The organism is Mycobacterium sp. NPDC050041 (assembly GCF_049541695.1).
Taxonomy (GTDB): Bacteria; Actinomycetota; Actinomycetes; order Mycobacteriales; family Mycobacteriaceae; genus Mycobacterium.
The window spans coordinates 227,090-247,210 of sequence record NZ_JBMVDG010000007.1; the positions used below are offsets into that span (position 1 = coordinate 227,090).

Sequence of the window (20,121 nt, forward strand, 5' to 3'; positions counted from 1 at the left end):
TGTGAACGTGACGACGGATTCGGCCCGAAATCGTCGTGAGAGTCACACTGGCGCAGGCGGACTCACCGCAGCGGCGTGAAGCCCCGCAGTCGCAGGCTGTTGGTCACCACGAACACCGAGCTGAACGCCATCGCTGCGCCGGCGATCAGTGGGTTGAGCAGGCCGAGCGCGGCCAGCGGCAACGCGGCCACGTTGTAGGCGAACGCCCAGAACAGGTTGCCCTTGATAGTGCGTAAAGTGCTGCGGGCCAACCGGATCGCATCGGCTGCGGCACGCAGGTCGCCGGTGACGAGGGTGAGGTCGGACGCCTCGATCGCGACGTCGGTGCCGGTGCCCATGGCCAGCCCGAGGTCGGCCTGAGCCAGGGCCGCGGCGTCGTTTACGCCGTCGCCCACCATGGCCACCGTTCTGCCCTCGGCCTGCAGGCGCTTGACGACGTCGACCTTGTCGGCGGGCAGCACGTCGGCGATCACCTCGTCGATGCCGACCTGAGCAGCCACCGCCTCGGCGGCGCGGCTGTTGTCACCGGTCAGCAGCACCGGCGTAAGACCCAGGTCCGTGAGTTGCGAGATCGCCTGCGCCGCAGATTCCTTGACGCTGTCGGACACGACGACCACCCCGGCGACGCGGCCGTCGACCGCGGCCCACACCGGCGTTCGACCCTCGGCCTCCGCGGCGCCCGCGGCGTCGAGGAGTCCCGGCGGCGCGTCGGCGGCCAGCCAGCCGAGCCGCCCGACGGCCACCGTCCGGCCTTCGACGACACCGGTGACACCGCTGCCGCCGTGGTTCGCGAACTCCGTCACCGCCGGGAGCGGACCCGCCTCGGCGGCGGTCGCCGCCACCGCCCGGGCGATCGGATGCTCCGACGCGTCCTCCACGGCGCCGACGAGTCGCATCAGCTCGGCCACTGTCGAACCGTCGGCGGGGTGCACCGCGGCCACCGCCATCCGGCCGGTCGTCACGGTGCCGGTCTTGTCCAGCACGACCGTGTCGACCCGCCGCGTCGACTCGAGGATCTGCGGGCCCTTGATCAGGATGCCCAGCTGGGCGCCGCGGCCCGTCCCGACCAGCAGCGCGGTCGGCGTCGCCAGCCCCAGCGCGCACGGGCAGGCGATGATCAGCACCGCCACTGCGGCGGTGAATGCCGCTCCCGCGGCGGCGCCGGCGAGCAGCCAGCCCGCCAGCGTGAGCGCCGCGACGGCCAGGACCACCGGGACGAACACCGCTGACACCCGGTCGGCCAGCCGCTGCACGTCGGCCTTGCCGCTCTGCGCCTCGGCGACCAGGCGTGCCATCTGCGCGAGTTGGGTGTCCGCGCCGACGCGGGTGGCGCGCACCTGCAGGCGGCCGCCCGCATTGACCGTCGCCCCGACCACCGCGTCACCGGGCGCCACCTCCACCGGCACCGGCTCTCCGGTCAGCATCGAGGCGTCGACGGCCGAGGAGCCCGACACGACCACGCCGTCGGTGGCGATCTTCTCGCCGGGGCGCACCACGAACTCGTCGCCGACGGTCAGACGGTCGACCGGCAGCCGCACCTCCTGCCCGTTGCGCAGTACGGCGACGTCCTTGGCGCCCATGTCGAGCAGCGCCCGCAACGCCGCGCCGGACTGTTTCTTCGCGCGCGCCTCGACGTAGCGGCCGGCCAGGATGAACGTCGTCACCGCGGCCGCGACCTCGAGGTAGAGGTGCGGTTCGAAGGCGCCCGACGGCAGCAGGTCGAACGACATCCGCATCCCCGGCGTGCCTGCGTGGGTGAAGGCCAGCGCCCACACCGACCACCCGTAGGCCGCGGACACCCCGACCGAGATCAGGGTGTCCATGGTCGCCGCACCGTGCCGCAGATTCGCCAACGCCGCGCGGTGAAACGGCCACGCCCCCCACACCGCGACCGGGGTGGCGAGTGCCAGGGCCAGCCACTGCCAGTAGTCGAACTGCCATGCGGGCACCATCGACAACAGCACCACCGGAACGGTCAGCAGGGCGGACGCGACCAGGCGCCGTCGCCACCCGGTCGCCTCGTCGTCGCGCGCCGGGTCGTCGGTGGCGGTGCGGGGCAGGCTCGCCGTGTAGCCGGTGGCCTCGACGGCGGCGACGAGGTCGTCCGCGCTGACGGTGTCCGGGTACTCGACGGTGGCCTGCTCGGTGGCGAAGTTCACGGTCGCGGACACACCGTCGATCCGGTTGAGCCGCTTCTCGACCCGTGCGGCGCACGACGCGCAGGTCATCCCGCCGACGGCGAGGGTGACAGCAGTCATGCCGCGCGGTCGACGTCGTAGCCGGTGTCCTCGATGGCGGCCACCACCGACGCCCCGTCCGCAGTCCCGTCCACCGTGACCAGTCCGCGTTCGAGGTCGACCGTGACTTCGGTGACGCCCGGAAGCGGCGATACGGCCGAGGTGATCGCCGCCACGCAGTGGCCACAGCTCATCCCGCGGACGTTCAGCGTCATACCCATGCCCCGAGTATATACCCATGGGGGGTATGGGTGGCGGGCTACGTCCCGGTCAGGAACTCCTGCAGCAGCCTCTTCTTGTCGACCTTCTCGCCGGCGAGGGTCGGCAGCGGTTCGGTGCGGATGCGCCACCGCGTCGGGATCGCGAAGTAGGAGACCACCCCGTCGAGGTGGCGACGCATCTCCTCCTCGGTGGGCGGCGGCGCCTCGGTCCGGTACACCACCACCGCGGCCAGCTCCTCGCCCAGTTCATGGTGGGGCACTCCGAGCGCGGCGACCTCGATCACGTCGGGGTGCGTCGCCAGAGCCGCTTCGACGTGTGGGCATGCGATGTTCTCACCGCCGCGGATGACGACGTCCTTGCTGCGGCCGTCGATGAACAGATATCCGTCGGGGTTCAGATGGCCGAGGTCGCCGGTGTGCAGCCAGCCGTCGGCGTCCACGTCTCCCGCGGCGTCAGCGGAGCCGCCGCGCAGGTATCCGCGCATCACCGTGGGGGAGCGGGTCAGCACCTCGCCGGTGCCGTCGGCGTCCGGCTCGGCGATCTTCAGCTCGACCACCGGGTAGGGCCGCCCGACGGTGCCGGGATGGTCGAGCAGGTCGCGGCCGTCGGCGACCGTGAGGAATCCGCCGGCCTCGGTCATGCCCCAGGTGTTGCTCAGCCCCCGCGACCGCAGATTCGGCAACCTGTCCCTGATCCGGTCGAGCAGTTCGGTGGTGACCGGCGCGCCGCCGAGGGGCCACGACCGCAGGCTCGACAGGTCGTGGCGGCCGAAGTCGGGATGCTCGAGCACCCTGACCGCCATGGTCGGCACCGCGCCCCAGATCTGCACGCGCTCCCGCTCGATGAGCTCCATCACCTGTTTCGGGTCGAAGCGGCCTTCGGTGAGGACGATCCGGCCGCCGGTCAGGAAATGGGTGAGCAGGCTGGACATTCCGCCGATGTGGAACATCGGCGTGCACGCCAGGCTGACGGCCTGCGGTGAGTCGGCGTCGAGCAGGTGCGGGAAACGATTCGTGCGGCCCAGGATGTTGTGCTGGTTCACGATCACCGAACGGCGGGAGAGCTCAACGGCTTTCGGCAGCCCCGAGCTTCCCGAGGTGAACAGCACCGCGGCGGGCCCGTCCTCGTCGGTCTCGGGAAGGGGTCCGGGTTCGGCGGTCGGCGTGGCGTCGAACGCCGCACCCAGTTCCACCAGTGCGCTGCCGGGCACGTCGGTCGTCAGCGGCGTGTCCGAGAAGACGTGCCGCGGCCGGACGAGCCCGACGGCGTGGTCGATCTCGGCGTCGCTCCACCAGCGGTTGGCCAGCACCGGCACCGCACCCGCCAGCCACAGCGACCACAGTGCCAGCACCCATTCCGGGCTGTTGTAACCGAAGACCATCACCCGGTCGCCGGGCTTTATCCCAGTGTCGCGCAGCGTATTCCGGCATGCGGACACGGCGGCGCGGAACTGCTCGAAGGAGATCCGCCGGTCGCCCTGCACCAGGAAGGTGCGGTCGGTCCAGCGCGTCGTCGCGTCGACGAGTTCGCCGAACGTCGACGGCGACCGGCGGTACGTCAGTCCGTCGTGGCCGCCGTAGCGGCCGGCCACCACGTCGCTGTCCCACGGCGCGGTCATGCCTGGGTCGGGATCTGGATTCCCTCCGACGGCTGGACGATCACGAAGCCCTGGCCGTAGAACGACACCTGCACCGCTTCGCCCGAGCCGCGGCCGATCAGCGCCGCCGCCTTGAAGCTGGTCTTCAACTGGGTCTGCAGATTGGCCGACCAGGCCACCACGGCGTTGGTGTCGGCGAAGGTCGGCGCCTCGGCGGCGTTGAGCACCACCGGGGGGCCGTCGGTGGTGAGCGCCACCCAGCCGGTGCCGCGCAGCGTGGTGTTGAACAGGCCACCGGTGGCGATGCTGCCGCCGCGGACGCGCTCGATGTTCCAGTCCAGACTGGACGAGAAGGCGAGCACGTTCTTGCCGCTGATCGACAGCCCGGAGTTGTTCAGGTTCAACAGGTGTACGTCGTAGGCCCGTTCGGCGAGGAACACGTCGCCCTGGCCCTGGCAGCGCATCAACGGCAGGCCCTCACCGGTCAGCGCCTTCTTGATGAACTTCGACGCGCCGCCACCCTCGAACGCGAAGTCGACGTTGCCCTGATAGGCGACCATCGAGCCCTGCCTGGCCATGAACGGCTCGCCGAGGCGCACCCTCAGCAGCTTGGTGTTCTGGTTGCCGATCGGCTTGGCTTCCTTCTCGCTGAAGCGGCCGTCGACCAGATCGCCGGTGATGCCCGCGAAGCCGTCACCGGCCTGCTGCTGGGCGCCGCCGTACTGCGGGCCGCCCTGAGTGGTGGCCTGGGGCTGCTGGCCCTGGTCCGGTGGCGCGCCGGAGCCGCCGCCGAGTGGCGCCCGGCCCACCTGGCCCTGGTGGGAGACCTGATCGGTCCAGTTCTGTCCGTCGAACCAGCGGTACTGGTAGCGGCCTTCGGGGTCCGGTAGCCATTGCGCAGTCACCGTGACGACATTAGGGCATCCTTGTGCCATGGCGGGCAAGGAAATAGACCGGGACCGGGCCAGGGGCGCGATGGCCGTTTTCAAGCAGCACCCGGGCATGGTGCTGTTCGTGGTGTCCCCGGCCGTCGTCGCACTGGGTCTGGTGTGGTGGCTGGCGGGCGCAGGCTGGGCCGCGCTGCTGCTGGTGGCGCTGGTGCTCGCGGGCGGCGCGGCGGTGTACTCGCTGGTGTCCAAGCGCAGGTAGAAGCAGGTTCGAACCGGGCGGTGTTCGCCCGCGGAGAAACGCGGCCGCAGGCCGTTGTAACGGTGTAAGCATGTAATCATGCGACATCAACACACCCACGGCCGACGGGGACGATCCGGCGGCTGGCAGCAGTCACAACAACCCGATGCCGGCGACGCCTCCGACTGGTTCGCCGGGCGCATGCCGGAAGGCTGGTTCGCCGGCGAAACCACCGTGGTCGTCGACCGCGAGGAGATCACCGTCATCGGGCGGCTGCCCGAACCCGACGGCGGAGAGAGCGACGCTCACGCCTCGGGCCGGGCGGCACGGTTCCGCGAGGAGACCCGGCAGGACCGGATGCGGATCGCCGACGAGGCCGAGGCCCGGTACGGCCGCAAGGTGTCCTGGGGCGTCGAGGTGGGGGATCCGGCCGATCCCGAGCGAATCCTGTTCACCCACATCGCCGTTCCGGTGATGACCCGGCTGCGGCAGTCCGAACGCCAGGTGCTCGACACACTGGTCGACGCCGGTGTGGCGCGCTCGCGCTCCGACGCGCTGGCCTGGTCGGTGCGTCTGGTCGGCGAACACACCGACGAGTGGCTGGCCAAGTTGCGCGCGGCGATGACCGCCGTCGACGACGTGCGCGCCGAGGGCCCCGGGGTCTAGAGCCGCTCCACTCCGACGTAGCAGGAACTCAGCGTCGCGGTCTGCGACAGCGGGTCCACCGTCGAGCCGTCGACCAGCAGATTGCGGTTGACGCCGAACGAGTCCGGCGCTGCGCCGCCGCGCGGGTCGAAGATGCGCGAACCCCAGCCGTGATCGATGATCACCATGCCTCGCCGCGGCCGGTCGGACAGCGTCGCGGCCAGTTCCACGGCGCCGATCGGGGAGTACACCCGGACCCGGTCGCCTTCGCCGATGCCGAGCGTCGCGGCGTCCTCGGCGTTGATCATCACGTCGTTGCCCTTGCCGGAGCGGTGCAATCCCGGCAACTCGTTGAGCCAGGAGTTCATCGAGTGCCGGTTGCGCCGGTTCCCCAGCTGGAAGGGAAACCCCTGAGGCGCGACGCGGATCGCCTCCGCCAGTAGTTCCCTGGCGCGGGCGATGAACTGGGGCGGCGCCGCGTGCACCTTCTTGTCGTCGGTGCGCAGTGCGCCCCTGAAATGGCCGAACTCGCGGGGTCCCAACACCATCCCGTGCGGGTGGGACATCAGGTCGCGCCAGGTCAGCCTGCGGCCGTTGAACTTTCGCGACATCCGGACGATGAGACGGTCGAGCCAGTGCGGGCCGAAGGCCAACGTGGGGCGACGGGTCAAGGCCGCCGCCCGTCGGGTCGCCTTGACGAACCCGTTGAGGCCCTTGGCGCCGAACAACGGTCGGTCCATCGCCAGGGCGAGGTCGACGAAGATCTCCCATTCCTGGCGGGTGTCCGGCGGCGGTTCGACGACCTTGCGGCCGTACTGGACGAACGGTTCGTCGTGCATGTTGCTGGTGAACGCCAGCAGGTCGTCGCGTTCGAGCCAGTGCACGGCCGGCAGCAGCCAGTGGGCGTGCCGATGGCTTTCGCGTTGTACGAGGTCGATCACCACGAGCAGGTCGAGTTGTGCCAGCGCCTCGTCGAGCTTGCCCCCGTCGGGACCCGACACCACCGGGTTGCCGCAGTTGATCAGCATCGCCTTGATCTGACCGGGGCCGGGGGTGGTGATCTCGTCGGGCAGTTCGGCGAGCCCGTGCGCACCCGCCACCATCTCCCGTCCCGCCACCCGACTCGTGTGGGGTTTGGTCTTGGCCAACTCGGCCAGTTTCAGCGCGTCGAAGTAGCCCGGCTCGAACCGCCGCCCGCCCGGTCGGTCCATCCGGCCGGTGATGACGTTGAGCACCTGACCCAGCCATTCGCCGACGGTGCCCGCTGCATGCAGCGATATCCCGGTGCGGGTGACCACCATCGCGCCCCGGGCTGCGGCGAAGTCCCGTGCCGTGCTGACGATCCGGGACCGTTCGATGCCGCAGCGGATGGCCAGGTCATCGAGGTCGGCGTCGGCCACCAGGCGGCGCAACTCGTCCACACCGGTGGCGAGATCGGCGCAGTCGCGACGGTGCTCGAGGCCCTCGTCGAGGATCACCTTGAGCAGCGCGAGCAGCAGCGCCCAGTCCTGGCCGGGCTGCACGGCCAGGTGCACATCGGCCTTCTCCGCGGTCTCGGTACGCACCGGGTCGACGACGACGATGGTCGCGCCGCCCTGCTGGCGGGCCAGCGCCCGGCGCCAGCCGCCCGGCACCGTCTCGAGCCAATTCCAGGCGCTCACCGCGGGATTGGTGCCGATCAGCAGGAAGTAGTCGCAGTTGTCGACGTCGGACACGGGCACCATCAGCGACGATCCGTACATCGCTTCGGCGACCACGTGCAGTGCGTTCTGGTCGACCGAGCCGACGGCGTAGCGGCTGCGGGTGCCGATCGCGTCCATCCAGGCGTTCATGAACATCACGTTCGACGACGAGTGTCCCGACGGGTTGCCGTAGTACGCGCCGATGGCGTCCGGTCCGTCCTGCTCGATCAGTGCGTTCATCCGCGCGGCGATGTCGCGGATCGCCACGTCCCAGCTCTCCTCGACGTAGGAGTCGCCCACCCGGCGCATCGGCCGCACGATCCGGCGCGGGTGCTCGACCAGTTGGTTGGCGGTGCGGCCCTTGGCGCAGAAGTCGTGCCAGCTGTGCGGGTTCTGCTTGTCGGCGGAGATCTTCTGGATGCGGTTGTCCTCGACCGTCACCTCCAACCCGCAGGACGCCATGCAGTACCTGCAGAAGGTGTGGACGGTGTTCGTGTTCATTACGGCGAGCCTACGGTTTGTAACGCGGCTGGGGCGCCGTTAAGCGGAACGCCTAGTCTCAGGCCCTGGTCATCGCCCAGTACTCGCCGTGGCGGGCGAGCAGTTCGGCGTGTGTGCCGCGTTCGACGATCCGGCCGGCCTCCATCACCAGGATCAGGTCGGCATCGCGGATCGTCGACAGCCGGTGGGCGATGATGAAACTGGTTCGGTCGCGCCGGAGTTCGGCCATCGCGTGCTGGATCTGCTGCTCGGTACGGGTGTCCACCGCGCTGGTCGCCTCGTCGAGGATCAGCAACTGCGGGCGCGCCAGCACGGCGCGCGCGATGGTGATGAGCTGCTTCTCGCCTGCGCTGATCGAGCCGCCGTCGTCGCTGACCACGGTCTGGTACCCGTCGGGCAGGCTGTGCACGAACCGGTCGACGAACGCGGCCTTCGCCGCGGCGACCACCTCGTCCTCGCCGGCCCCCGGCCTGCCGTAGGCGATGTTGTCGTAGATGGTGCCGGCGAACAGCCAGGTGTCCTGCAGCACCATGCCGACCCGCGACCGCAGCGACTGCCTGCTGACGGTCGAGATGTCCACACCGTCGACGAGGATGCGGCCGGAGTCCACCTCGTAGAACCGCATCAGCAGGTTGACCAGTGTGGTCTTGCCCGCGCCGGTGGGCCCGACGATCGCGACCGTGCTGCCCGGTTCGGCGACCAGCGACAGGTCCTCGATCACCGGGGTGTCGGGGCGGTAGCCGAAGGTGACGTGCTCGAACTCCACCCGGCCGGGCCGGTCGGCCGGGCCGGGCAGGCCGGCTGCGGCGTCGGGGGACTGCTCGTCGGCGTCGAGCAGTTCGAAGACCCGCTCCGCGCTGGCCACGCCGGACTGCAGCGTGTTGTACATGCCTGCGACCTGGGTCAGCGGCTGGTTGAACTGACGGACGTACTGGATGAACGCCTGGATGCTGCCGAGGGTGATCTGACCGGTGGCGACCTGCAGGCCGCCGACCACCGCGACCGCGACGTAGCTGATGTTGCCGATGAACACCGTCGCCGGTGACACCAGGCCGGAGAAGAACTGCGCGCCGAACCCGCTGTGATACGCGTCGGCGTTGAGCTCGTCGAACCGGTCCTGCGCGGCGGCGCGATGGCCGAAGGTCTTCACGACGGTGAAACCGCTGTAGGTCTCCTCGATGTGGGCGTTGAGCCGGCCGATGTTGCGCCACTGCGCGACGAACATCCGCTGCGAGCGACGGGTGATCCAGCGGATCGTCAGCAGCGACAGCGGCACCGTGACCACGGTGAGCAAGGTGAGTAGCGGCGAGATCGTCAGCATCATCACCAGCACCGCCACCACGGTCAGCACCGAGGTGAGCAGTTGGCTGATCGTCATCGACAGCGACGTGGAGATGTTGTCGATGTCGTTGGTGACCCGGCTGAGCACCTCGCCGCGCTGACGGGCGTCGAAGTACGACAGCGGCAGCCGGTGCACCTTGTCCTCGACGTCGGAACGCAGCGCCACCATGGTGCGCTGCACGGTGACGTTGAGCAGCCGGGCCTGCATCCAGACCATCAGCGCGGCAACGAGATACAGTCCGAGCGCGAGGAGCAGGGTCCGCGCCACCGCGTCGAAGTCGACACCGCGGCCGGGGATCACGTCCATCCCGGAGAGCAGGTCGGCGAACGTGGCGTCGCCGCGCGCCCTGGCCGCCGCGACGGCCTGCTCCTTGGTCAGCCCGGCCGGCAGCTGCCTGCCGATGACGCCGTTGAACAACAGGTCGGTGGCGTGGCCGAGGATGCGTGGGCCGATGACCCCGATGGCGATGCCGCCGACACCGAGGCCGATCACCAGCGCGGCCAGCCCGCGTTGCGGCGTCAGCCGTTTGACCAGTCGCACCGCCGACCCGCGGAAGTCGCGGGTGCGTTCGGCCGGCGCGGCCATGGCGCCGCGAAACGGGCGGCCGAGCGGGCCGGTCATGGCGTGCCCCCCACACCGATCGACTGGGAGTCGGCGAACTCCGCGTAGGTGGGGCAGTCCGTGAGCAGCGATTCGTGGGTGCCGACGCCGATCACCCGGCCGTCCTCGACGACGATCACCTGGTCGGCCTCGGCGACCGTCGAGATGCGCTGCGACACGATCAGTACCGTCGCGCCCGCCGACACCACGCGCAGCGCCGTCCGGACCCGGGCGTCGGTGTGCACGTCGAGTGCCGAGAACGCGTCGTCGAACAGGTACACGGCGGGCCGGCGGATGACGGCGCGGGCGATCGCCAGCCGTTGCCGCTGACCGCCGGAGAAGTTGACACCGGCCTGGGCGACGCGCATCCCGAGCCCGTCGGGGTGCGCGCGGACGAAGTCGTCGGCGGCAGCCACCTCCAGCGCCGCCCACATCTCCGCGTCCGTGGCATCGGCCTTGCCGTAGCGCAGGTTGTCCGCGACCGTGCCCGAGAACAGGTATCCGCGCTGGGGCACCAGCCCGATTGCCGACCACAGCCGTTCGACGTCCCAGTCGCGCACGTCGACGCCGTCGACGCTGACCGATCCGGCCGTGGCGTCGTAGAGCCTGCAGATCAGCGCGATCAGCGTGGTCTTGCCGGAGCCGGTGGAGCCGACGACGGCGGTGGTGCTGCCCGGCCGCACGGTCAGCGAGACATCTTGGAGCACCGGGCGGTCCGCGCCGGGGTAGGTGAATGTGGCGGCGTCGAACCGGATCTCGCCGGCGACGGTGTCGGGTCCGGCCGGATCGTCGGGGCTGGCGATGCCGGGCGTGGTGGACAGCACCTCGGTGATCCGCTCCGCGCAGGCCGACGCCCGGGGGAACATGATCAGCAGGAAGGTCGCCATCAGCACGGCCATCAGGATCTGCATGAAGTAGGACAGGAACGCGATCAGCGAGCCGACCTGCATCTGCCCGGCGTCGATGCGCAGCCCGCCGAACCAGATGAGCGCCACGCTGGAGATGTTGATGACCAGCGTGGTGACCGGCAGCATCAGCGCCTGCCAGCGGCCCGCCGCCAGCGCGGTGTCCGACAGTGCCGCGCTCGCCCCGGCGAAGCGTTCGCGCTCGAACGGCTCGCTGGCGAAGGCACGGATCACCCGGATGCCGGACAGCTGGTCCCGCATCACCCGGTTGATGTTGTCGATCAGCCGCTGCATGCTGCGGAAGATCGGCATCAGCCGCGTGACGATCCAGTAGTTCGCCGCGGCCAGCACCGGCACGCTGATCAGCAGCAGCCACGACAGACCGGCGTCCTGGTGCACGGCCATGAAGATGCCGCCGACCGACATGATCGGCGCGGTGATCAGCATGGTCGCCGTCACCTGGACCAGCACCTGGATCTGCTGGACGTCGTTGGTGGTCCGGGTGAGCAGCGACGGCGCGCCGAACCGGGCGGTCTCCTCGGCGGAGAACCCGATGACGTGGCGGAAGATCGCGCCGCGCAGGTCGTGACCGAACCCCATCCCGGCCCGCGAGCCGAAGTACACCGCGCCGACGGCGCACGCCACCTGCAGTGCGCAGACCGCCAGCATGATCATGCCGAGGTCGACGATGGTCGCGGTGTCGCCCTTCGCCACGCCGTCGTCGATGATCGCCGCGTTGATGGTGGGCAGGTAGAGCGAGGCCAGCGTGCTGACCACCTGTAGGGCCGCGACCACCCCGAGCAACCCCCGGTACGGCCGCACGAACCGTCGCAGCAGCGCCCAGAGCATTTCGATACTGTCGCACACGGTGTGATAGCTGCAGGTCAACCGGCATGTCGGTGGTTGTGGCGGAACGCTGCCGCTACAGTGCATGGCGTGACCCCCAGCACGAGCGCGACAGGACGCGCCCGCCCTGCCAGGGCGCTGGCCGCATTGGCCGCGGCGACGATTCCGCTGTTCGCGGCATGCAGCGACCCGGAGCCGTCCTCGCCCGAGCAGTCCGGGCCCACCCAGACCCAAGAGGACGTGTCGCACGGGCCGTTCTTCCCGGAGTGCGGCGGGATCAGCGATCAGGTGATGAACCAGCTGACCGAGCGGCCCACCCTGGTCAACACCGCCAAGACGTCGGTGGGGTGCCAGTGGCTGGCCGGCGGAAGCATCCTCGGCCCGCACTTCTCGTTCACCTGGTTCCGCGGCAGCCCGATCGGGCGCGAGCGCAAGACCGAGGAACTCTCGCGCGACACGGTCGAGGACGTCAACATCGAGGGCCACGACGGCTTCATCGCCAGCAGCCAGGACCTGATCGAGGGCGGGATCAATCTCTGCGAGATCGGCATCCAGTTCGACGACGACTTCATCGAGTGGTCGGTCAGCTACGACCAGAAGCCGTTCCCCGATCCGTGCCAGGTGGCCCGCGAGCTCACCCGTCAGTCGATTGTGAATTCCAAATGAGGCGCTTTCCCCACGGCAGGCGCGTGCTCGCCGGCACCGGCGCCGTGCTGGCCACGCTGTCGATCCTGACCGGCTGCAGCCGCACCGTCGACGGCACCGCCGCCAAAGAGGGCACCGGCGGCGGGCCCAGCAACAACAACTCCGAACGGCAGTACCCCAACCTGCTCAAGGAGTGCGACGTGCTCACCGAGGACATCCTCGCCGAGACGGTGGGCGCCGACCCGCTGGACATCCAGAGCACCTTCGTGGGCGCGGTGTGCCGCTGGCAGGCCGCCAATCCCGCGGGCCTGGTCGACATCACCCGGTTCTGGTTCGAGCAGGGCGACCTCGACAACGAGCGCCGCACGGCACAGGAACTCCAGTACGGCATCGAAGAGCGCTCGGTGGCCGGGGTGCCGTCGATCGTGATGAAGCCCAACGACCCGAACGGCGCGTGCGGCGTGGCCAGCGATGCCGGCGGTGCGGTGGGCTGGTGGGTCAACCCGCAGTCGCCCGGTATCGACGCGTGCGGGATGGCGATCAAGCTGATGGAGCTGACACTGGCCACCAGCTCGTAGCCACCGCTACCGGGCTTTGTGGAAGGTGACCAGCGTGGCGCCCTGCAGCGCCAGTTGATCCCAGCTGTGCGCGGTGCGCAGCACGGCGATCGCCGAAGTGGGGAACTTCTCCGAGACATGCTGCGCGGCAACGCTGTTGCTGCCCTCGGAGCTGGCCAGTCCGAGCGTCACCGCGGACATCGCGGGTTCGTGGCCGATCACCAGCAGGGTCTCGACGTCCACGTCGAAGTGTGACCCGACGCCGTTGATCTCGTCGATGACGGTGCCGGGTGTGGCGTCGTAGAGGCGGTCGGAGAACTGCACGGGTGCGGTGACGAGCGTGCGCTGCAACGTCTCGCGGGTGCGGGTGGCGGTCGAGCACAGCACCGCGTCGACGGCGGGCGCGTGCGCGCGCAGCCAGTCGCCGGCCAGCCCGGCCTCGCGCTGTCCCCGCGGCGCGAGCGGCCGGCCGTGGTCGGCCACGCCGGGCGGGTAGTCCGACTTGGCGTGCCGCAGCAGCAGCAGGGTGCGGTAGCGGGTGCTCACCCGCCCCACGGTAGGCCACCGGGCAACGTGCCGGTCGAGGTCCGCCGACTTGTCGGAGCGCGGTCATACACTCGCCATGCTCTCGAAAACGAGGACCCATCACGAGCCGGAAAGGACGGGCCGACATGCGATTCGTGCACAGCGCCGACTGGCAGCTCGGGATGACCCGGCACTTCCTCAACGGCGAGGCGCAGCCCCGGTATTCGGCCGCGCGTCGCGACGTGGTGGCCGCCATCGGCCCGCTCGCCGCCGATGCGGGCGCAGAATTCGTGGTCGTCGCCGGTGACGTGTTCGAGGACAACCAGCTGGCCCCGCAGGTGGTGAGCCAGTCGCTGGAGGCGATGCGCGCCATCGGGATTCCGGTGTACCTGCTGCCGGGCAACCACGATCCTCTCGACGCGTCGTCGGTGTACACCAGCGCCCTGTTCCGCGCCGAATGCCCGGACAACGTCGTGGTTCTCGACCGGGCCGGGGTGCACCAGGTGCGGCAGGGGCTCGAGATCGTCGCCGCGCCGTGGCGGTCGAAGCGGCCCACCACCGACCTGACCGGCGACGTGCTCGACGGTCTGCCCGCCGACGGCGTCACCCGCATCGTGGTGGGCCACGGTGCGGTCGACATCCTCGACCCCGGGCACGACAAGCCGTCGCTGATCCGGCTCGCCGCCGTGGAGGCCGCCCTGGCCCGCGGCGCCGTCCACTATGTGGCGTTGGGCGACAAGCACTCCCGCACCGACGTCGGCGCCACCGGGCGGGTCTGGTACTCCGGCTCACCGGAGGTCACCAACTACGACGACGTCGAACCCGATCCCGGCCACGTGCTCGTCGTCGAGGTCGACGAGGCGGATCCCGCACGGCCGGTGCGGATCGACGCCCGCCGGGTCGGCCGGTGGCGGTTCGTGTCGCTGAACCGGTCGGTCGACGACACCCGCGACATCGCCGACCTCGACATCAACCTCGACCTGTTGCCGGACAAGGAGCGCACCGTGGTGCGGCTGGGCCTCACCGGGTCGCTGACCGTCACCGACAAGGCCGCGCTCGACGCGTGCCTCGACCGGTACAGCCGCCGGTTCGCGGCGCTGACGGAGTGGGAACGCAACACCGACATCGCCGTGATGCCCGCCGACGGAGAGTTCGCCGACCTCGGCATCGGCGGATTCGCCGCCGCCGCCGTCGATGACCTGGTGGCCACCGCGCGCTCCGACGGCGAGGACGCCGAGGACGCCCGCGCCGCGCTGGCCCTGCTGTTGCGTCTGACCGACCGGGGAGTGGCGTGAAACTCCATCGGCTGGTGCTGACCAACTATCGCGGGATCGCCCATCGCGAGATCGACTTCCCCGACCACGGGGTGGTGGTGGTCACCGGCGCGAACGAGGTCGGCAAGTCGTCGATGATCGAGGCGCTGGACCTGCTCTTGGAGGCCAAGGACCGGTCCGCCAAGAAAGAGGTCAAGCAGGTCAAGCCGACGCACGCCGACGTCGGTGCGGAGATCACCGCCGAGATCTCCGCCGGAGCCTACCGGTTCGTGTACCGCAAGCGGTTTCACAAGCGGGCCGAGACGCAATTGACCGTTCTGGCGCCGCGCCGCGAGCAGCTCTCCGGCGACGAGGCGCACGACCGGGTCCGGTCGATGCTGGCCGAGACCGTCGACCTCGAGCTGTGGCAGGCGCAGCGGGTGCTGCAGTCCGCGTCCACCGCGGCGGTCGACCTGTCCGGCTCGGACGCGCTGGCCCGCGCGCTGGACGTCGCCGCCGGTGAGGCCGCCACCCTGTCGGGCGCCGAACCCCTCCTGGTCGACCGCATCGACCAGGAGTACGCCCGTTACTTCACCGCCACCGGACGGCCCACGGGGGAGTGGGCCACGGCCACCAAGCAGCTGAACGCGGCCGACGCCGAGGTGGCCCGGTGCGCGGCGCGGGTCGCCGAGGTGGACGACGCGGTCACCCGGCACAGCGCGCTCACCGCTGAACTCGCCGAGGTCGCCGCGCAGCGGGCACAGGCACACGCGCGACTCACCGCGTCCCGCGCGGCGGCCGAGGCGGTGGCCGCGCTGCGCAGGCAGCTCGCCGAGGCCGACGTCGTCGCCGGCGCCGCGAGCAAGACGCACGCGGCTTCCCTTGCGGCGCTGACGGAACGGCGCCGGTTGCGCGCCGACGTCGAGGAACGCGGGACGGCGGTCACCGCGCTGCACGCCGCTGTCGCCGAGGCCGCCGAGGACGAGTCCACCGCGCGCGAGGTGCACGAGGCGGCCGAGGTCGCCGCCGAGAAGGCCCGCGAGGCGGTGACGGCCACTCAGGCACGCGTCGAGTCGGCCCGCGGGGTCGTCGACCGGCTGACACAGCGCGACGAGGCCGACCGGCTGGCGGGCCGGGTGGCGAAGATCGACGCCGCACGACGCGAGCTCGACCGGACCGCTGCGGAATTGGCCGGCATCACGGTGACCGATGCGACGATGCGGGCGGTCGAGCAGGCCGTGCTGGCCGTCGAACGGGCCGCCGGTCAGGCCGAATTGGCCTCGGCCAGAATCGAACTCGCAGCACTGGCCGACGTGACAGTCGCCGTCACGGGGGAGCCGGTGACGCTGGGGGCCGGCGAGACATGGGCGGTGAACACCACCGCCGACACCGCGGTCGAGCTGCCGGGTGTGCTGACGCTGCGCGTGGTGCCAGGCACGCCGGCCGCGCAGACGCAGGCCACCCTCGACGCGGCGCAGGGGTCGCTTGCCGAGGCGCTCTCGGCCGCGGGCGCCCAGGACGTGGATACCGCGCGCGCGCTCGATCTGCGGCGCCGTGAGTTGGTGGCGGCGCGTGACCGGCTGACCGCGACGCTGGAGGCGGTGCTCGGTGACGACACCGTCGAGCACCTGCGGGCGCGGCTGACCGAACTGCTGGCGACGCAGCCGGCGGAGGACGGGCTGTTCGACGTCACCGGCGATAGTGCCACCGACCCGGTGGCCGCCCGCGCCGAACTCGCCGCGGCGGTGGCCGCCCACCAGCAGGCCGTGGTGGACTGCGAGACACACCGCAAGGTCGCGATCGTGGCCTCGAAGCGGCTGGGGGACAGGGCGACCCAGGCGTCCGTGCTGAAGGAGAAGCTGGCCGCCGCCCAGGCCGAACGCGCGGCGGCGACCACGCGTTTGGAGGCGCAGCGGGCGCAGGCGGCGGACGACACCCTTGCCGTCGCGGCCGAGGCCGACGGCGACGCGGCCCGGGCTGCCGCCGCGCGCGCTGCCGAGACCCGGGCCGAACTGGAGCGCAGCGCCCCGGACGCCGTCGCGGCCGCGCTGGCCGACGCCACTCGCGGCGCCGAGGCGCTCGGCCGGCGACACGACGAGTTGGCCGAGGTACTGCGTGAGGTGACCACGCAGCTGAAGGTGTTCGGCACCGAGGGCCGCAGGGGCAGCCTGGACGCCGCGGAGGCCGAGCGTCAGCACGCCGAGGGGGAGTACCTGCGGGTGCACCGGCGGGCGCGGGCGGCGCAACTGCTGCGGAAGGTGATGGCGCGCCACCGCGACGCCACCCGGTCGCGCTACGTCGACCCGTTCCGCAATCAGGTGGAACGGCTGGGCCGCATCGTGTTCGGCGACACCTTCGAGGTCGAGGTGGACACCGACCTGCGCATCTGCAGTCGCACGCTCGCGGGCCGAACGGTGCCCTACGAGTCGCTGTCCGGCGGCGCCCGAGAACAGCTGGGCATTGTGGCGAGGCTGGCCGGCGCGGTGCTGGTCGCCAAGGAGGACGGCGTCCCGCTGCTCATCGACGATGCGCTCGGCTTCACCGACCGCGACCGGCTGGCGAAGATGGGGGCGGTCTTCGACGTGGTGGGCGGCGACGGTCAGGTCATCGTGCTGACCTGCGACCCGCAGCGCTACGCCGCCATCGGCGGTGCCCACCACATCGAGCTGGTGCCCTAGCCCTTTTCCGGCGGCAGCTCCTTCCGCGAGCAGACGCAAATTGCGCCCTTCTCGCGGCGTGTCGCGGCAATTAGTGTCTGCTCGCGATCCGGCCATGGCGATCTATCCACAGATTGATCACCGCCACTTTCGCGAGACACGGTTGGCCGAACATTGTGACGAGGTGTTCATCGACGAATTGTTCGAGGCGAACGGCGGGCTGGCGAAGAGGAATCAGCTGCTTTCGGTCATGTCCCGCTCTGCGTTGGACGCCCACGTACGTGCCGGCGCGATCATCCGGGTCTGGCACGGAGTGTATGCACTCCGCCCGCCCACCCTGCGCGACCAACTCGCAGGCCTGGATCTGCTCGCCGCCAGAAGAACCGTCGCCTGTATGGGGACGGCGGCAGCCCTGTACGGCTTCGACACCGAGAACGACGGTCGGATTCACATCCTTGACCCCGGCGTGCGGATGCGGCCGAATGCCGAGCTCATGGTGCATCAACGCAGCGGCGCTCCGTTACGGCGAGTCGAGGAACGCCTGGTGACGACTCCGGCGTGGACAGCGGTCGAGATCGCGCGGACGTTGCGGCGTCCACGTGCGCTCGCCACCCTCGATGCCGCACTGCATTGTGAATCCTGCTCGGTCGCCGAACTCGACACCGCCGTTCGCGAACAGAGGGGGCGCCGTGGGATCGTCGCAGTGCGTGAGCTTCTGGAACATGCCGACGGTCGCGCCGAATCACCGATGGAAAGCGAGGCCAGGCTGCTCTTCATCGACGGCGGACTGCCGAAGCCCGAACTTCAGTTCGAGATCCGCGATCGGTGCGGGCAGCTGTGGCGAGTGGATTTCGCATGGCCGACCGCCATGGTCGTTGCGGAATACGACAGCATGGAATGGCACGCCAGTCCCGAAGCGCTCAAGCACGATCGCATCAAGACGGCTCGACTCCAGGAGTGCGGGTACACGGTGGTGCCTATCGTCGTGGATGACGTGCGACGACGCCGGTTTGATCTTGTTGCCAGGATTTTCGGCCACTTGAACGGCGCCGTCCTCGCGAGCTGATGAGCCCGCGAGCAGACGCGAAGTGCTCGCAAATCCCGGCGTGTCGGAGCATTATGCGTCTGCTCGCGCAGGGGAAATCTAGACTTCGCCCGATGGAAGCCGACTATGTCGTCATCGGAACCGGCTCGGCCGGCGCCGTCGTGGCCAACCGCCTCAGCGCTGATCCCGGCGTCGAGGTGGTGGTCCTCGAGGCGGGCCCGCCGGACAAGGACAAATTCGTTCACATCCCCGCGGCGTTCTCCAAGTTGTTCCGCAGCGAGATGGACTGGGACTACTCCACCGAGCCGCAACCCGAGCTGGGCGGCCGCCGCATCTACTGGCCGCGTGGCAAGGTGCTGGGCGGGTCGTCGTCGATGAACGCGATGATGTGGGTTCGCGGATTCGCCGCCGACTACGACGAGTGGGGCGAGCTCGCCGGCTCCCAGTGGGACTACGCGCATGTCGTCGAGTACTTCCGTCGCATCGAGAACACCAGCGACGCGGCGCAGGCGGTCGAGGGCGGTTGCAGCGGCAATGACGGGCCGCTTCACGTCTGTCGGCAGCGCAGCCCGCGCAGCTCCACCGCGGCCTACCTCACCGCCGTGCAGGAGTGCGGCCACGCGCTGGCGAAGCCGAATGCGCCACAGCCCGAGGGTTTCTGCGAAACGCTGGTCACCCAGCGCCGCGGCGCGCGGTGGAGCACCGCCGACGGATACCTGAAGCCGGCGGCCCGCCGGAAGAACCTCACCGTGGTCACCGGTGCGCACGCCACGCGGGTGGTGGTGGACGGCGGCCGGGCCGTCGGCGTCGAGTACCAGTCGGGTTCCGGTCGCCAGGAGGTCCGTGCGCGGCGTGAGGTCGTGCTGTGCGCGGGCGCGGTCAACAGCCCGCAGCTGCTGATGCTGTCCGGCATCGGCGACCGCGACCAGTTGTCCGAGCACGGCATCGACGTCGTGGCGCACGTGCCCGAGGTGGGCCGCAATCTCTCCGACCACCTGTGCACGCCGATGGGCTTCGAGGTCCGCCACGACAGCCTCTTCACCGCTGAGAAGCCGCTGGAACTCGTCCGCTACCTGGTGCGCCGGCGCGGCATGCTGACGTCGAACGTCGGCGAGGCGTACGGCTTCGTGCGCAGCCGCCCCGACCTCGAATTGCCCGACCTCGAGTTGTTGTTCGCCCCGGCGCCGTTCTTCGACGAGGGCCTCGGCGACGCCTACGACGGGCATGCGATCGTGATGGGGCCGATCCTCGTGCGCCCGGAGAGCCGCGGCACCGTCACCCTCGCCTCGGCCGACCCGTTCGCCAAACCGGTCATCGACCCGCGATACCTGTCCGACCCGGCAGGCCGCGACCGCGCCGCGATGATGGCCGGCCTGCGGATGACCGCCGACATCGCCAAGGCGCCCGCGATGCGCGACGTGCTCGGCAGGGTGGCGCGGCCGCTCGACGTCGAGGACACCCGCGAGGAGACGCTCGAGGAGGCGTTGCGTGTCACGTCGCAGACGCTGTACCACCCCGTGGGCACCTGCCGGATGGGCGCCGACGAGGGCAGCGTCGTCGACCCGGACCTGCGGGTGCGTGGTGTCGAGGGACTACGCGTCGCCGACGCCTCGGTGATGCCGGCGATCATCCGCGGCCACACCCACGCGCCGTCGGTGGTGATCGGCGAGAAGGCCGCCGACCTGGTGCTGGCCGCGCACTCCTAGCCGCGGTCAACGTTGCGATTTGTGGAGG

General features: G+C 70.4%; 16 protein-coding genes. 8 read left to right on the plus strand and 8 right to left on the minus strand.

Going from position 1 to position 20,121, the window contains the following annotated elements; all coding sequences use genetic code 11:
- Window positions 1-62: 62 nt before the first annotated feature.
- From ACPCHZ_RS21565 to ACPCHZ_RS21580, 4 genes are read right to left on the minus strand one after another with little or no spacing between them, the layout of a single operon-like run.
- Window positions 63-2,258: a heavy metal translocating P-type ATPase gene (locus ACPCHZ_RS21565; protein WP_423486598.1), complete on the minus strand. Its 2,196-nt coding sequence runs from the start codon at window positions 2,256-2,258 to the stop codon at window positions 63-65.
- Window positions 2,255-2,458, minus strand: a complete 204-nt coding sequence (locus ACPCHZ_RS21570; protein ID WP_423486599.1) for a cation transporter — start codon at window positions 2,456-2,458, stop codon at window positions 2,255-2,257. Before ACPCHZ_RS21570 ends, ACPCHZ_RS21565 begins: the two co-directional genes overlap by 4 nt.
- A gap of 38 nt (window positions 2,459-2,496) precedes the next feature.
- A complete protein-coding gene (locus ACPCHZ_RS21575) occupies window positions 2,497-4,077 on the minus strand; it encodes a class I adenylate-forming enzyme family protein (protein WP_423486600.1) in 1,581 nt (526 codons plus the stop codon).
- Window positions 4,074-4,961 carry an AIM24 family protein gene (locus ACPCHZ_RS21580; protein ID WP_423486601.1) on the minus strand — a complete coding sequence of 296 codons (888 nt, stop codon included), beginning with the start codon at window positions 4,959-4,961 and terminating at the stop codon, window positions 4,074-4,076. Before ACPCHZ_RS21580 ends, ACPCHZ_RS21575 begins: the two co-directional genes overlap by 4 nt.
- Before the next feature lie 28 nt (window positions 4,962-4,989).
- Between ACPCHZ_RS21580 and ACPCHZ_RS21585 the strand changes: the two genes are divergently transcribed.
- Both ACPCHZ_RS21585 and ACPCHZ_RS21590 read left to right on the plus strand, forming a co-directional pair.
- Window positions 4,990-5,205: a hypothetical protein gene (locus ACPCHZ_RS21585; protein ID WP_364974022.1), complete on the plus strand. Its 216-nt coding sequence runs from the start codon at window positions 4,990-4,992 to the stop codon at window positions 5,203-5,205.
- Window positions 5,206-5,283: 78 nt separating this feature from the next.
- On the plus strand, window positions 5,284-5,850 hold the full coding sequence (locus ACPCHZ_RS21590; RefSeq protein ID WP_423486602.1) for a hypothetical protein: 567 nt from the start codon (window positions 5,284-5,286) through the stop codon (window positions 5,848-5,850).
- Here ACPCHZ_RS21590 and ACPCHZ_RS21595 read toward each other — a convergent pair.
- From ACPCHZ_RS21595 to ACPCHZ_RS21605, 3 genes are read right to left on the minus strand one after another with little or no spacing between them, the layout of a single operon-like run.
- Window positions 5,847-8,012, minus strand: a complete 2,166-nt coding sequence (locus ACPCHZ_RS21595) for a molybdopterin-containing oxidoreductase family protein (RefSeq protein ID WP_423486603.1) — start codon at window positions 8,010-8,012, stop codon at window positions 5,847-5,849. The genes ACPCHZ_RS21590 and ACPCHZ_RS21595 overlap by 4 nt on opposite strands.
- 58 nt (window positions 8,013-8,070) lie before the next feature.
- Window positions 8,071-9,975: an ABC transporter ATP-binding protein gene (locus tag ACPCHZ_RS21600; protein WP_423486604.1), complete on the minus strand. Its 1,905-nt coding sequence runs from the start codon at window positions 9,973-9,975 to the stop codon at window positions 8,071-8,073.
- On the minus strand, window positions 9,972-11,708 hold the full coding sequence (locus ACPCHZ_RS21605; RefSeq protein WP_423486605.1) for an ABC transporter ATP-binding protein: 1,737 nt from the start codon (window positions 11,706-11,708) through the stop codon (window positions 9,972-9,974). Before ACPCHZ_RS21605 ends, ACPCHZ_RS21600 begins: the two co-directional genes overlap by 4 nt.
- Window positions 11,709-11,786: 78 nt before the next feature.
- On the opposite strand from ACPCHZ_RS21605, the gene ACPCHZ_RS21610 reads away from it, so the two are divergent.
- Window positions 11,787-12,371, plus strand: coding sequence for a DUF3558 domain-containing protein (locus ACPCHZ_RS21610; RefSeq protein WP_364974012.1), 585 nt, complete (start codon window positions 11,787-11,789; stop codon window positions 12,369-12,371).
- A complete protein-coding gene (locus ACPCHZ_RS21615; protein ID WP_423486606.1) occupies window positions 12,368-12,928 on the plus strand; it encodes a DUF3558 domain-containing protein in 561 nt (186 codons plus the stop codon). The genes ACPCHZ_RS21610 and ACPCHZ_RS21615 overlap by 4 nt, the downstream gene beginning before the upstream one ends.
- A 6-nt stretch (window positions 12,929-12,934) precedes the next feature.
- On the opposite strand, the gene ACPCHZ_RS21620 is transcribed toward ACPCHZ_RS21615, so the two are convergent.
- A complete protein-coding gene (locus ACPCHZ_RS21620) occupies window positions 12,935-13,453 on the minus strand; it encodes a SixA phosphatase family protein (RefSeq protein WP_423486607.1) in 519 nt (172 codons plus the stop codon).
- Window positions 13,454-13,578: 125 nt separating this feature from the next.
- On the opposite strand from ACPCHZ_RS21620, the gene ACPCHZ_RS21625 reads away from it, so the two are divergent.
- The 4 genes from ACPCHZ_RS21625 to ACPCHZ_RS21640 all read left to right on the plus strand — a co-directional run bounded on the left by ACPCHZ_RS21625 (window position 13,579) and on the right by ACPCHZ_RS21640 (window position 20,093).
- A complete protein-coding gene (locus ACPCHZ_RS21625) occupies window positions 13,579-14,727 on the plus strand; it encodes a metallophosphoesterase family protein (protein ID WP_423486608.1) in 1,149 nt (382 codons plus the stop codon).
- Window positions 14,724-17,363 (plus strand): AAA family ATPase, encoded by a 2,640-nt coding sequence (locus ACPCHZ_RS21630; protein ID WP_423486609.1) that lies wholly within the window; start codon window positions 14,724-14,726, stop codon window positions 17,361-17,363. Before ACPCHZ_RS21625 ends, ACPCHZ_RS21630 begins: the two co-directional genes overlap by 4 nt.
- A 229-nt stretch (window positions 17,364-17,592) precedes the next feature.
- Window positions 17,593-18,408: a hypothetical protein gene (locus ACPCHZ_RS21635; protein ID WP_423486688.1), complete on the plus strand. Its 816-nt coding sequence runs from the start codon at window positions 17,593-17,595 to the stop codon at window positions 18,406-18,408.
- A gap of 92 nt (window positions 18,409-18,500) precedes the next feature.
- Window positions 18,501-20,093: a GMC family oxidoreductase gene (locus ACPCHZ_RS21640; protein ID WP_423486610.1), complete on the plus strand. Its 1,593-nt coding sequence runs from the start codon at window positions 18,501-18,503 to the stop codon at window positions 20,091-20,093.
- Window positions 20,094-20,121 lie beyond the last annotated feature (28 nt).

What these genes read in the sequence shown, in the direction of transcription:
- ACPCHZ_RS21565 (WP_423486598.1), bottom strand. Translation starts at nt 2,258, where the DNA reads ATGACTGCTGTCACCCTCGCCGTCGGCGGGATGACCTGCGCGTCGTGC.
- ACPCHZ_RS21570 (WP_423486599.1), bottom strand. Translation starts at nt 2,458, where the DNA reads ATGGGTATGACGCTGAACGTCCGCGGGATGAGCTGTGGCCACTGCGTG.
- ACPCHZ_RS21575 (WP_423486600.1), bottom strand. Translation starts at nt 4,077, where the DNA reads ATGACCGCGCCGTGGGACAGCGACGTGGTGGCCGGCCGCTACGGCGGC.
- ACPCHZ_RS21585 (WP_364974022.1), top strand. Translation starts at nt 4,990, where the DNA reads ATGGCGGGCAAGGAAATAGACCGGGACCGGGCCAGGGGCGCGATGGCC.
- ACPCHZ_RS21590 (WP_423486602.1), top strand. Translation starts at nt 5,284, where the DNA reads ATGCGACATCAACACACCCACGGCCGACGGGGACGATCCGGCGGCTGG.
- ACPCHZ_RS21595 (WP_423486603.1), bottom strand. Translation starts at nt 8,012, where the DNA reads ATGAACACGAACACCGTCCACACCTTCTGCAGGTACTGCATGGCGTCC.
- ACPCHZ_RS21600 (WP_423486604.1), bottom strand. Translation starts at nt 9,975, where the DNA reads ATGACCGGCCCGCTCGGCCGCCCGTTTCGCGGCGCCATGGCCGCGCCG.
- ACPCHZ_RS21605 (WP_423486605.1), bottom strand. Translation starts at nt 11,708, where the DNA reads ATGCTCTGGGCGCTGCTGCGACGGTTCGTGCGGCCGTACCGGGGGTTG.
- ACPCHZ_RS21615 (WP_423486606.1), top strand. Translation starts at nt 12,368, where the DNA reads ATGAGGCGCTTTCCCCACGGCAGGCGCGTGCTCGCCGGCACCGGCGCC.
- ACPCHZ_RS21625 (WP_423486608.1), top strand. Translation starts at nt 13,579, where the DNA reads ATGCGATTCGTGCACAGCGCCGACTGGCAGCTCGGGATGACCCGGCAC.
- ACPCHZ_RS21635 (WP_423486688.1), top strand. Translation starts at nt 17,593, where the DNA reads ATGTCCCGCTCTGCGTTGGACGCCCACGTACGTGCCGGCGCGATCATC.
- ACPCHZ_RS21640 (WP_423486610.1), top strand. Translation starts at nt 18,501, where the DNA reads ATGGAAGCCGACTATGTCGTCATCGGAACCGGCTCGGCCGGCGCCGTC.